Below are 12,706 nucleotides of genomic sequence, written 5' to 3'. Positions count from 1 at the left end.
CAGTCTGTAGCCCGGCCGAGCGTAGCGACGCCGGGGAATTACAGGCTACGCTATCTAATAACAATAATCGTCATTCCAATGTCGTAAGATAAAAGGCTGTCCCTGCATGTCTGATTCGATTCAAAGCAATAGCGCAGTGCTGGTGCACTTCACGCTGAAACTGGACGATGGCTCTACCGCTGAGTCGACCCGTAACAACGGCAAACCGGCGCTGTTTCGTCTGGGCGATGCCTCCCTGTCTGAAGGGCTGGAGCAGCATCTTCTCGGCCTGAAGGCCGGGGACAAAAAATCCTTCTCCCTGGAGCCTGACGCGGCGTTTGGTATTTCGACGCCAGATCTTATCCAGTATTTCTCCCGCCGCGAATTTATGGATGCGGGCGAACCGGAAATCGGCGCTATCATGCTGTTCACCGCAATGGACGGCAGTGAGATGCCGGGCGTGATCCGCGAGATTAACGGTGACTCCATCACGGTTGATTTCAACCACCCGCTGGCGGGCCATACCGTTCATTTTGATATTGAAGTACTGGAAGTCGATCCGGTACTGGAGGCGTAACATGCAGATCCTGTTGGCCAACCCACGCGGCTTTTGTGCAGGCGTTGACCGCGCTATCAGCATTGTTGAAAATGCGCTCGCCATTTATGGTGCGCCAATCTACGTTCGTCACGAAGTGGTGCATAACCGCTACGTGGTGGAAAGCCTGCGCGCACGCGGCGCCATCTTTATCGAGCAGATTAGCGAAGTGCCGGACGGCGCTATCCTGATCTTCTCCGCCCACGGCGTTTCTCAGGCCGTGCGTAACGAAGCGAAAAGTCGCGACCTGACGGTCTTTGACGCGACCTGTCCGCTGGTCACCAAAGTACATATGGAAGTGGCGCGCGCCAGCCGTCGCGGCGAAGAGTCGATTCTTATCGGTCACGCCGGTCACCCGGAAGTCGAAGGCACTATGGGCCAGTACAGCAACCCGAAAGGGGGCATGTACCTCGTTGAATCGCCGGAAGACGTACTGAAGCTGGCGGTGAAAGACGAGAGCAAGCTGTCGTTTATGACCCAGACCACGCTCTCGGTGGATGACACCTCCGACGTTATTGACGCGCTGCGTGACCGTTTCCCGAAGATCGTCGGCCCGCGAAAAGATGATATCTGCTACGCCACCACCAACCGTCAGGAAGCCGTGCGATCGCTCGCCCAGCAGGCGGACGTAGTGCTGGTTGTCGGTTCGAAGAACTCTTCCAACTCCAACCGTCTGGCCGAACTGGCGCAGCGGATGGGCAAAGCGGCCTATCTGATTGACGATGCGTCCGACATCCAGGAAGCCTGGGTAAAAGAAGCCACCTGCGTTGGCGTCACCGCCGGGGCATCCGCGCCGGATATTCTGGTGCAGAACGTTATTGCCCGCCTGCAATCATTGGGTGGCGGCGAAGCGATCACCCTTGAAGGCCGCGAAGAGAATATCGTCTTTGAGGTGCCGCGCGAGCTGCGTGTGGATGTTCGTGAAGTCGAGTAAATTAATTCTCCCGCAGATGTGAAAAAATGCCAGGCTTAACGTCTGGCATTTTTTATGGAGAAATCATGCGTCTGCCTATCTTCCTGGATACCGATCCCGGTATCGACGATGCCGCGGCGATTGCCGCCGCGCTCTTTGCCCCCGAGCTGGATCTCCAGCTGATGACCACCGTCGCCGGCAACGTCTCCGTCGAGAAAACGACCCGTAACGGCCTGCAGCTGCTGCATTTCTGGAATGCAGATGTGCCGCTGGCGCAGGGGGCGGCCGCGCCGCTGGTTCGCCCGCTGCGCGACGCGGCGTCGGTGCACGGCGAATCCGGCATGGAGGGGTATGATTTTGTCGAGCATAACCGCCAGCCGCTGGCAAAACCGGCGTTTCAGGCCATTCGCGATGCGCTGATGCTGGCACCGGAACCGGTCACGCTGGTCGCCATTGGCCCGCTGACCAATATCGCGCTACTGCTGACGCAGTACCCTGAATGCCGCTTCAATATTCGTCGACTGGTGATTATGGGCGGTTCTGCCGGGCGCGGTAACTTCACGCCGAATGCCGAGTTTAATATCGCTATCGACCCGGAAGCGGCGGCGCTGGTGTTCCGCAGCGGCCTGGAGATTGTGATGTGCGGGCTGGACGTCACCAACCAGGCGACGCTCTCACCAGAATATCTGGCCTCGCTGCCCGCGCTGAATAAAACCGGCGGCATGCTCCACGCGCTGTTCAGCCACTACCGCAGCGGCAGTATGCAGAGCGGCCTGCGCATGCACGACCTGTGCGCGATTGCCTGGCTGGCGCGCCCGGCGTTGTTTACCCTGCAAAGCTGCTACGTCGCCGTAGAAACGCAGGGGCAATATACCGCCGGGACAACGGTGGTAGACATTGAAGGGAAGCTTGGGCAGCCCGCGAATGCGCAGGTGGCATTGGGGCTGGATGTCGAAGGCTTCCGCCAGTGGGTTGCTGAGGTCTTTGCACTAGCGCCGTAATGGTGTTTAGCGATGATGCTGCGGTAGCTTCTCGCTCAAATAATCAATCATCGCCCGCATTCTGGCGGGCATATGTTGGTTACGCGTCCATAAGAGCCAGAGATCGCCGCTGTAGTCGCTGATAAACTCCCACTCTGGTAGCACTTGCACTATCTCGCCGTTAGACAGCGATTCCCGTGCGGTAAACAGCGGCAGGCTGCCGATACCGAGATGGTTTTTCACCGCATCCAGCCGCACGCCGGTATGGTTGGCGGCGTAGCGTCCGTGGGTTTGAATCGTCTCGCTTTTCTCACCGAGGCGGAATTTCCAGCGTGAATCGGCGGGCGTTTCACCAAGGCTGATACAGCAATGTTCGCGCAGCGCCTGAGGGGAATCGGGCGTGCCGTATCGGCGCAAATAGGCCGGGGTTGCGCAAATCACGTGGCTTACCGGCATCAACGCTTTGCCATACAGACCGGGGGAGGGGGACTGGCTGATGCGTAGCGCCAGGTCGACGCCGTCGTCAATCAAATCCATATAGCGGTCCTCAAGACGCAGGCACACGTCTACGTCCGGATAGCGCTCAAAAAATTCGGCCATCAGCGGGTGAATCACAAAACGTCCCACCGCTTTCGGTACGCTAACGGTCAATTTACCCTGTGCCACTTGCTGGCGGCTACTGCCGGAATCCATCGCCATTTGGGCCGCATTCAGCATCTCCTGAGCATGTTCGTACACCATCTTGCCGGTATCACTCAGCGCCAGCTTACGGGTGGTGCGGTGCAGCAACTTGCTGCCAAGCACCCGCTCAAGACGGGACACGCTACGGCTTATCGCTGAAGGCGTTGCCCCGGTTGCTTTGGCCGCAGCGGTAAAGCTGCCCTGGTCGATAATCAACACGAAGGTGGCAAGGTCAGGTAGAAGATTAGGATTCATTTGTGCGTACCAGGCAAAGATGCATTGAGTGAGCGCAGGATTATCGACGCAGATAAAGTGAATATACTCTTCTCACCAAGAGGAGAACACTTATGACTGAACGTCTTTATTACACCAGCGATAACACTGAAGGCAGAGCTAACGTGCTGAGCTGTACGCCAGAGCCGGACGGGCGCTACGCGGTGGCGCTGGATAGCACCCTTTTTCACCCGCAGGGCGGTGGGCAGCCTGCGGACGCGGGCTGGATTGATGATGAACCGGTTGAAACGGTGCAGTCACGTGGTGACGAAGTGCTGCATATTGTGGCAAAACCGCTATCCGTCGGTGCCGTGAATCTTCGTGTGGACGCTGCGCTGCGGCAACTGCATGCCCGGCTGCATTCTGCGGGGCATCTGATTGGTCTGGCGGGAACGGAATACGGCTGGCATCCGGTGAAAGCACACCATTGGCCCAATGAGGGGCGTATTACTTTCGCTGCCGGTGGAAACGGCACGCTGCCGGATGCGCCGTCGCTGCTGGCGAAAATCAGCGCCTGGCAGGCGGAAAATCTTGCCCGACAGGTGACCTTCGCCGACGGATTGCGGCAGGTTGGGTTTGGTCATCTCCCGGCTTACCCATGCGGAGGAACGCACGTTGCTCATCTTTCGGACATCGGGCCGGTGACGATTACCCAGGTGAAGTTGAAAAAGGGGCAGATGATTGTCAACTATACGCTGGGCTCATAGTTCCGGAATCTTGCCGCGATAGATGCGCTCGGGTCTGCCAACTTTGCCGTAGCTGATTTCTGCTTCCAGCTGATCGTTCTTCACACCTTGCTCCAGATAGCGCCTGGCTGTGGTCTTACTGCTGCCGAGGATCCGCGCTAACGAGTCGGCGGTGTGCACCATTTGCGGGTCGGAAAATATCTGCAATACGCGGTTGAAAGTGTTTTCATCAATACCGCGTAGACCTGAGGTAGGCTCCGGTATCTGCTCTTTGGCCTGGATATTAAAAAGCGCATCAACGTGGTTTTGATTGGCTTGCTCGCTGGAACGCAACGAGCCGCGATAGCGGGCAAAGCGCTCCAGCGTATGCTGTAATCGCTGGTAATGCACCGGCTTAATCAGATAATCAAACACGCCCATTCGCAGTGCTTCGCTGATGGTGTCCATATGGTTATCGGCGGTGAGAAATATAATCCGTCCGGCGTACTGTGTGTTGATCGTATGGCGAATTAAATCAATGCCTTTCCCATCGGGAAGAAAATTATCCAGAAGGATAAGCTCAGGTTGGTACAGGCGAATTTGCTTTTTGGCGCTCTCCACTTTATCGGCCACGCCGATGACCTGAAATTGCGGTGACTGCTTGATGGTATCCACCAGTATTTCCGCCAGCATCGGCTCATCTTCAATAATCAGCGTCGTAATGCTATCCATGATGTTCATCTCTGGTAAAGGGTAGGTAGAGGGTAAAAATGGTGCCGTAAGGGCTATTGTTATCAATAATAATGTTGCCGTTAGCTTGCTCGACGTAGCTGCGAACGAGCCATAAACCGATGCCATGATCGCCGCTGTCGCGGCTGGTCACGCCGCGTTCAAAAATATGCTGGCGGATATCTTCATCAATGCCGATGCCCTGATCGGCAACTTCGATGATCACCTCACTGCCTTCACTGTTGATCAAACATTCGATCTGTCGCGATCCCGCGTGGTTGAGCAGGGTGGCGTTGTAGGCGTTATCCAACAAGTTGCCGACAATGGAGATCCATTCGTTATGTGAAAGCGATAGCGGCAGGTGCTCGACATAACAGGCAGGATCGAAAACCAGCTCCAGACCCAACTCTTTCGCACGGTAATATTTACCAATCAGCAAACCGGCAAGGTGATGATCTTTAAAGTTGTGGGCAATAAAATCGAGCACCTTCTGGTGGCTTTCAGACTGCTGTTGAATGAGCGACAGAGCGTTATCGTAGCGTTTCAGGAAAAGCAGCCCGGCGATGGTGGAAATCAGGTTGCGGTGCTCGTGCTGAACGGCGCGCAGGTTGTCGGCGTATTGCTGAATCTGGCTTAACTGCAGGCTGAGGGTGTTGATATCATCCTTGCTGCGAAAGCTAATTACCCATCCTTGCGGCTGGCTGTCTAAGATAACGGCCATACGGCTGGCAATCACTTTGACATCATTAAACGTCACTATCTCATCTTTTTTGTTCTTTTGTTGAACATCATAGAAAAAGGATTCAGGTGTCACCACGCTATCTATTGCTTGCCCAATCAGCTCAGCCTCCGGATGGCTAAGGTTAAGCATCCGCCGGGCCGTTTGGTTAATGGCGGTAATGCGATGAAACGAGTCGATGGCTATAAGTCCCTCAAAAACCGACTCAAACAATACGCTTTGCTGGATGAGCAGCTGTGAAAGCTGCTGTGGCTCCATATTCAGCATCTGCTTTTTAATGTGCAGAGAAAACCGCCGCGCGCAGTAGAGGAGGAGGACGAGTAGGACAGCCATGGGAAACAGAAACGATCCAATCTGCAGATTGAGCCAATTTTCCAGCTGATCGATGGTATAGCCGACAGAAACGATGCCAATGACCTTGCCGGTATGATCCTGAATAGGCGATTTCCCGCGCAGCGATGACCCTAAAGATCCTTCACGTACAGAGACGTAGCTTCTTGCGTTAAACAGCGCTTCACTGCTGTCTCCTCCCTCCATATATTTACCTATTTCATCTGGATTCACGTGGTACAGGCGCTGGCCTTTTTCGTCTCCAACCGTGATGTAGGTGGCGTCGGAAAACGATCTCATCGGGTCGATTAATGCCTTGATGCGTGCAAGATCGTGGTGCTGCACGGCTTCAACCAGTTCAGGCATTGCCGAGATCTGCATTGCCTGAATGAGTGCACGCTGACCGACCTGATAGTGCAGTCGGTCCTTGGTGATGTTGGTGAGGTACCAGGACATCGCCAACATCACTACCGTGGAGGTAAATAAGATCAATAGAAAGATGCGGTTTTGAAAGGAGCATCGGGAAAACCACAGGACCATTTTTCGGATAAACATAGGGCAGCGAATATATTTAAAAAAGAGATATTCCGACATTCGGGAAATGTGGTTCCTGAGCCAGTTCATATTTGCTTTTTTTTCAGATTACATTGGGATGAAAATGGGATACGCCGCGCGTATCCCATCGCAAATTACATCGCCATCACGTACTTCAACATCACGCCTGCGGCTATCGCTGAACCAATCACCCCTGCCACGTTCGGCCCCATGGCGTGCATCAGCAGGAAGTTCTGCGCGTCCGACTCCAGGCCTACCTTGTTCGATACGCGCGCCGCCATCGGCACCGCCGAGACACCCGCCGAACCGATAAGCGGATTGATTTTGTTCGCGCTAAACAAGTTCATTAGCTTCGCCATCAACACGCCAGCCGCCGTCCCGATGCCAAACGCAATTACCCCCAGCAGCAGAATGCCCAGCGTCTGCGGCTGCAGGAACTTATCCGCCACCAGCTTCGCACCCACCGACAGCCCGAGGAATATCGTCACGATATTAATCAGCCCGTTCTGCACCGTGTCGGACAGACGCTCTACCACGCCGCTTTCGCGCATCAGGTTACCGAAGCAGAACATCCCCAACAGCGGCGCGGCGTCTGGCAGCAGCAATGCTACCAGCAGCAACAGCACCACCGGGAAGAGGATTTTCTCCCGCTTACTGACCGTACGTAGCTGCACCATGCGGATTTTCCGCTCCTTCTCGCTGGTGAGCAGCTTCATAATCGGCGGCTGAATCAGCGGCACCAGCGCCATATACGAATAGGCCGCCACCGCAATCGCTCCTAGCAGTTCCGGGGCCAGCTTGCTGGAGAGGTAAATTGCTGTCGGGCCATCCGCGCCGCCGATGATGCCAATCGCCGCCGCCTGCGGCAGGGTGAAGGGGATGACGCCAAAGTAATTCAGCGTCAGCGCCCCCAGCACGGTGGCAAAGATGCCGAACTGCGCCGCCGCGCCGAGCAGTAGGGTGCGCGGGTTCGCCAGCAGCGGGCCGAAGTCGGTCATCGCGCCGACGCCCATAAAGATGACCAGCGGCGCCACGCCGGAGCCAATCGCCACTTTGTAGAACAGTGCCAGCACGCCCGGCGTGTAGCCCATGTCTACCGCCAGATTCTCCATCTGGCTCTGCACCGACGGCAGCGCCAGCGCTAACGCCTCTTTAATCGCGTGCACGTCCGCCGCGCAGTTGAGCTTCTCGGCAATCACCGCCAGCTGCCCGGCATCGTGATGCGCCAGCAGGCTTTCCAGCGCGGTCAGCGCCATGCCTGCTTCCGGGATATTGGAGAGCAGGCCGCCGAAGCCAATCGGCAGCAGCAGTAACGGCTCAAACTTTTTCGCAATCGCCAGCCACAGCAGCAGCAGGCTGACCAGCAGCATGATGGCCTGGCCCGCGCCAAGGTGCATCAGCCCCATGCCCTGGAACAGGGCGTTCAGACTTTCCATTCGTCCTCTCCGTTACGCCAGCGTCATCAGGGTATCGCCCACCGCGACGGCATCTCCGGCTTTCACCGCGATGCCGCGTACCGTCCCGGCCTGCGCAGCACGGATTTCGGTTTCCATCTTCATCGCTTCCAGAATCAGCAGCACGTCACCTTCCGCCACGGTCTGGCCTTCGGTCGCGATAACTTTCCAGATATTGCCCGCCAGCGGCGCAGCAACCGGGGTACCCGCGCCAGCCGGAGCCGCCGCAACCGGCGCAGAGGTGGTTGTCGCCACCTGGCTGATATCGCCGCCGTCGCTGACCTTCACCACAAACGCTTTGCCTTCCACTTCCACGGTGTAGATGCCAGAGGTGGCGGGTTTTGCCGCCGTCGGGGCAGGCTGCACGCTTTTCATCTGCGGCAGCGGTTCGAACGCCGCAGGGTTGTGGCGGTTCTCAAGGAACTTCATGCCTGGCTGCGGGAACAGCGCCACGGTCAGTACGTCGTCGATGGCGTTATCCGCCAGCCGGATGCCTTTCTCCTGCGCCTGACGCGTGATGTCGGCTTCCAGCGCCGCCAGCTCCGGCTTCAGCAGGTCAGCCGGGCGGCAGGTGATAGCCTGTGCACCCTCAAGCACCTTCGCCTGCAGCGCGGCGTTCACCGGAGCCGGGGAGCGGCCGTATTCGCCTTTCAGAATGCCTGACGTCTCTCTGGCGATGGTTTTGTAGCGCTCGCCGGTCAGTACGTTCAGCACCGCCTGGGTGCCGACAATCTGCGAGGTCGGCGTCACCAGCGGGATAAAACCGAGGTCTTCACGCACGCGGGGGATTTCTGCCAGCACTTCGTCGAGACGATGGGCGGCGTTCTGCTGTTTCAGCTGGCTTTCCAGGTTGGTCAGCATGCCGCCTGGCACTTGTGCCACCAGTATGCGGCTGTCATAGCCTTTCAACTGGCCTTCAAAGGCGTGGTATTTTTTGCGCACCTCACGGAAATCGGCGGCGATATTTTCCAGCTTGTTGATGTCGAGGCCGGTGTCGTGGGCGGTACCGGCGAGCGTCGCCACCAGTGCCTCGGTGGCCGGGTGACCGTAGGTAGCACTCATTGAGGAGATGGCGGTATCCACGCCGTCAACGCCCGCTTCAATGGCTTTAAGCAGCGCCATCTCCGCCATCCCGGTGGTGGCGTGGCAGTGCAGGTGCAGCCGCACGTCATAGCGTTTTTTGATTTCGCTGACCAGCTCATACGCCGCCATCGGGGTCAGGATGCCGGACATATCTTTAATGGCGATGGAGTCGACGCCGGTTTCCAGCAGCTGTTCGGTTAAATCCAGCCAGGTTTGCAGGGTGTGCACCGGGCTGGTGGTGTAGGAGAGCGTGCCTTGAGCATGGGCGCCGTGGCTGCGCACCGCCTGCAGGGCGGCTTGCATATTGCGCGGGTCGTTCATGGCATCAAAGACGCGGAACACGTCCATACCGTTTTTCACCGCCCGCTCGACAAAGCGTTCCACCACATCGTCGGCATAGTGGCGGTAGCCGAGCAGGTTCTGCCCGCGCAGCAGCATCTGTAGCGGGGTTTTCGGCATCGCTTTTTTCAACTCGCGCAGGCGAACCCACGGGTCTTCACCCAGAAAGCGGATACAGGCGTCAAAGGTGGCACCGCCCCAGCATTCCAGCGAGCCGTAGCCAACGTCGTCGAGCGCGGCGGCAATGGGTAGCATGTCATCAAGGCGCAGGCGGGTGGCAAACAGAGACTGGTGGGCGTCGCGCAGGACGACATCGGTAATAGCAATAGTCATGGATCCCTCCGGGAATCAGGCGTTAAGGCGGTGGTGGTGAATGGCTGCGGCAATCACCGGCTTTAAGCGGGTGAAATCGTCCACGACGGGAACGGCGCGCGGCGCGGCAGCCGGCTCCGGGAAAAAGCGATTAATCGCGGCGGACATCACGCGAATCGCGAATATCAGCAGGAACAGAAACATCAGGACGAACCCCATCCCCAGAAACATCAGGGTGAAACCTTCACCCAGCAGTACGGCATCAGTCATAAATGATTATCCAGAACAGGAGCACGGCGGTGCTGGTGTTGACCAATGTCTCAGTGAATCCGGCTAAGGAGTTGTAGAGTGGATTTCCCTCGGCCGCCCCCGGCTCTGGCCTCTACATTCACTTTAAGCATTGGCAACACGGACACCGCCGTGCGTATTGCTTACACCATCATGCTGAACACGATGCTGGCGATGACCAGCACAATACCGCCGCCCAGACGGGAGGAGATTTGTGCATAGGAGATAAGATTCATACGGTTACAGGCGGAAAGGACTTCCAGGTCGCCGGAACCACCGCGGTTCGCCATACACAGGCCCGCGGTGATAGACGACTCAATTGGGTAGAAACCAATCAGCCAGCCGCCAATTGCGGCACCGACAACGGCACCCACGACAATAACCGCCGCAATGACGACGTTCGCAAAGGTCAGTGCATCGATAATTTCCTGTAGGTCGGTATAGCAAACGCCGACGCCAACCATCAGCACCCACAGCAGTTGCTTGGAGAAGAAGTCAGAAAGACGTTTAGCACCGGCTTTGATCTCTGGTGAACACAGGCCGGAGGCGTTCAACGCCGCGACGATCAGCACCATCCAGGCGAAATAGTGGATAGAGACGCCGCCAATACTTGGCAGGATCTTTTTGGCGACAACGTAGGCCAGCAGGAAACAGGTTGTAGACAGCACCAGGCCAATGGCCGTTTCACGGTGGGTAATCTGGCCCGCTTTTTCATCGTCTTCGGTTTTGAACGAGGCTTTACGTACCAGCTCACCTTCACCGCTAAGCCAGGTATACTTTTTGCCGACGATATCAAGGAATGCGGCAAATATAATGGCAAAGATATTGGCGATGGTCAGAATAGCGATGGCGGTAGAGTAATACTCTTCGCGGGAGCGACCGGTGACGGAATGGTAGATTTCAGACAGCGGTACCGCGCCTGCGCCGTTACCGCCGCCCATGATTGGCAGTACGTACAGCATCATAATGCGGTCAATCGGGATACCGAAGCACAGGCCAATGGCGATGCCGAAAATGGCAGCTCCCGCGATTCCGGTCAGAATGGTTGGAATATAGCCAAGCAGTGATTTTAACAGCAGCTTACGGTTGACCGAAAGAATGGCACCGGTAATCAGCACCGCAATAAAAAGGTTAAGGAAGTTACTCTTATCCATTACGTTGCTAATCGCATCAATTTCTTTCTGCGTAAAAATGCCCGCATAGACAAAGTAGGCTGCAACCAGGAATATCATTACCGGCGCACCACCAATATATTTATTAAATATTGGCAGGCGTTTTCCTATTTCACCAAAAATGGCGCCAATAATAAACATAATAGCGAGGCCACCGACCAGGTCATCGGGTAGCGCATTATAAAAATGTGAAAGCAATAGTGTAATTAAAGCAAATGCGTAAAGCGGTAGCGACATACCGAAGATTTTAAATCCCAGCAAATCACGCGCGCCCTTTTTCTCCGCAGCGGGAGCTTGGGTCATGTTAGTCATAAACATTATCCTGTTTATCGTGAGAGGTAACGCCGCGCATATTAATAAATTCAATTCCCGATGAGATGTGATTGTCTTCACTGAATGGAGGTGTTTTTTATTAATTTAATTATTTTTATTTTCTTGTTTAATTAAGAACATAAAAACTATAAAGGCAATAAAACTAGCGTGGAAAATGTGATTTATATTCCAGACGAATAGCGTAAACGCTGGCGAAATATGCGGCGTTATTTGCTTACGGACGCAGAATAATGAATCTAACGTTTAAGCGTATTTATCCGCAGAAAGACGAAGCGCGCCGTCAGGCGGTAGCGAGCTTTCTGAAACAGGCCGGGCTTTCTCTGGAGGCCGATTGTGAAGTGGTGATTTGCGCCGAGTGGCAAAACGACATCGTGGGCTGCGGTGCGATTGCCGGCAACGTACTCAAATGCATTGCCGTCTCTCCCCTCATACGCGGTGAAGGGTTAAGCCTGAAGCTGCTGACCGAACTGCTCACGCTGGCCTATGAACAGAACCGCAGCGAGCTGTTTTTGTTTACCAAACCGGAAAATAGCGTGTTGTTTTCTGGCGCAGGCTTCTGGCCCATCGCGCAGGCCGGGACGCAAGCGGTATTGATGGAAAACAGTAGCGAGCGGCTGACTCGCTTTTGTCGCCAGCTGGCGCTCTATCGCCAACCGGGAAAGACCATTGGCGCCATCGTGATGAACGCCAATCCCTTTACGCTCGGCCACCGCTATCTGATTGAACAGGCGGCGGCGCGCTGCGACTGGCTGCATCTGTTTGTGGTGAAAGAAGACGCCTCGCAGTTTCGCTACGCCGACCGCTGGGCGTTGATCGAGCAAGGGGTTGTCGGTATTGAGAACCTCACGCTGCATCCAGGGTCCGCTTACCTGATTTCGCGAGCGACCTTTCCGGGCTACTTCCTCAAAGAAAAGGGAGCGGTGGACGATTGCCACAGCCAGATCGATCTACAGCTGTTTCGTGAACATCTGGCACCTGCGCTGGGTATCACCCACCGCTTTGTCGGCAATGAACCGTTCTGCCCTCTGACGCGTGCCTATAACCAGCGGATGCACGACATTCTCGGCTCCCCACACGGCCGCGCCCCGGCAGTAGAAGTGGTGGAGCTGGCGCGTATGGAAAAAGGAGGGGCTCCCATTTCCGCCTCGCGGGTCCGAAAGCTCTACGCCGAACGCGACTGGCGGGCGGTAAGCGCGTTGGTGCCTGCGGGGACGCTGGCTTTCTTACAGCACCTTGCCGCTAAACAGACTGAAACCGCATGACGTAATACCGTTAACAAGGAACAT

12 protein-coding genes are annotated in these 12,706 nt (G+C 56.1%); 5 read left to right on the top strand and 7 right to left on the bottom strand.

Annotated elements, in window-relative coordinates; all coding sequences use genetic code 11:
• Positions 1-106 precede the first annotated feature (106 nt).
• From fkpB to rihC, 3 genes are all read left to right on the top strand, one after another.
• Positions 107-556, top strand: coding sequence for an FKBP-type peptidyl-prolyl cis-trans isomerase (fkpB, locus tag MY052_RS20350; RefSeq protein WP_035894914.1), 450 nt, complete (start codon positions 107-109; stop codon positions 554-556).
• A 1-nt stretch (position 557) separates the two neighbouring features.
• A complete protein-coding gene (ispH, locus tag MY052_RS20345) occupies positions 558-1,508 on the top strand; it encodes a 4-hydroxy-3-methylbut-2-enyl diphosphate reductase (RefSeq protein WP_248537743.1) in 951 nt (316 codons plus the stop codon).
• A 65-nt stretch (positions 1,509-1,573) separates the two neighbouring features.
• A complete protein-coding gene (gene rihC, locus MY052_RS20340; protein WP_248537742.1) occupies positions 1,574-2,488 on the top strand; it encodes a ribonucleoside hydrolase RihC in 915 nt (304 codons plus the stop codon).
• Positions 2,489-2,494: 6 nt separating this feature from the next.
• On the opposite strand, the gene MY052_RS20335 is transcribed toward rihC, so the two are convergent.
• Positions 2,495-3,403, bottom strand: coding sequence for a LysR family transcriptional regulator (locus MY052_RS20335; protein ID WP_248537741.1), 909 nt, complete (start codon positions 3,401-3,403; stop codon positions 2,495-2,497).
• A gap of 92 nt (positions 3,404-3,495) precedes the next feature.
• Between MY052_RS20335 and MY052_RS20330 the strand changes: the two genes are divergently transcribed.
• The gene (locus tag MY052_RS20330) at positions 3,496-4,128 is read left to right on the top strand and encodes an alanyl-tRNA editing protein (RefSeq protein ID WP_248537740.1); all 633 of its coding nucleotides are present in this window, start codon (positions 3,496-3,498) and stop codon (positions 4,126-4,128) included.
• Here MY052_RS20330 and citB read toward each other — a convergent pair.
• The 6 genes from citB to citS all read right to left on the bottom strand — a co-directional run bounded on the left by citB (position 4,123) and on the right by citS (position 11,399).
• Positions 4,123-4,818 carry a citrate response regulator transcription factor CitB gene (gene citB, locus MY052_RS20325; RefSeq protein ID WP_248537739.1) on the bottom strand — a complete coding sequence of 232 codons (696 nt, stop codon included), beginning with the start codon at positions 4,816-4,818 and terminating at the stop codon, positions 4,123-4,125. The two genes, MY052_RS20330 and citB, sit on opposite strands and share 6 nt — an antisense overlap.
• Positions 4,811-6,439 (bottom strand): citrate sensor histidine kinase CitA, encoded by a 1,629-nt coding sequence (gene citA / locus MY052_RS20320; RefSeq protein WP_248538975.1) that lies wholly within the window; start codon positions 6,437-6,439, stop codon positions 4,811-4,813. Before citA ends, citB begins: the two co-directional genes overlap by 8 nt.
• 134 nt (positions 6,440-6,573) lie before the next feature.
• Positions 6,574-7,875, bottom strand: a complete 1,302-nt coding sequence (locus tag MY052_RS20315) for an oxalacetate decarboxylase subunit beta (protein ID WP_248537738.1) — start codon at positions 7,873-7,875, stop codon at positions 6,574-6,576.
• A gap of 12 nt (positions 7,876-7,887) precedes the next feature.
• Positions 7,888-9,648 (bottom strand): sodium-extruding oxaloacetate decarboxylase subunit alpha, encoded by a 1,761-nt coding sequence (oadA, locus tag MY052_RS20310; protein WP_248537737.1) that lies wholly within the window; start codon positions 9,646-9,648, stop codon positions 7,888-7,890.
• Between the two features lie 15 nt (positions 9,649-9,663).
• A complete protein-coding gene (locus tag MY052_RS20305; RefSeq protein WP_248537736.1) occupies positions 9,664-9,897 on the bottom strand; it encodes an oxaloacetate decarboxylase subunit gamma in 234 nt (77 codons plus the stop codon).
• Positions 9,898-10,058: 161 nt separating this feature from the next.
• Positions 10,059-11,399, bottom strand: coding sequence for a citrate/sodium symporter CitS (gene citS / locus MY052_RS20300; RefSeq protein WP_248537735.1), 1,341 nt, complete (start codon positions 11,397-11,399; stop codon positions 10,059-10,061).
• A gap of 251 nt (positions 11,400-11,650) precedes the next feature.
• On the opposite strand from citS, the gene citC reads away from it, so the two are divergent.
• Positions 11,651-12,682 (top strand): [citrate (pro-3S)-lyase] ligase, encoded by a 1,032-nt coding sequence (citC, locus tag MY052_RS20295; protein ID WP_248537734.1) that lies wholly within the window; start codon positions 11,651-11,653, stop codon positions 12,680-12,682.
• Positions 12,683-12,706: the final 24 nt, after the last annotated feature.

The organism is Kluyvera ascorbata (assembly GCF_023195735.1).
Classification (GTDB): domain Bacteria; phylum Pseudomonadota; class Gammaproteobacteria; order Enterobacterales; family Enterobacteriaceae; genus Kluyvera; species Kluyvera ascorbata.
The sequence above is the reverse complement of the archived record's forward strand: the minus strand, read 5'-3'. Positions and strand labels throughout refer to the sequence as shown.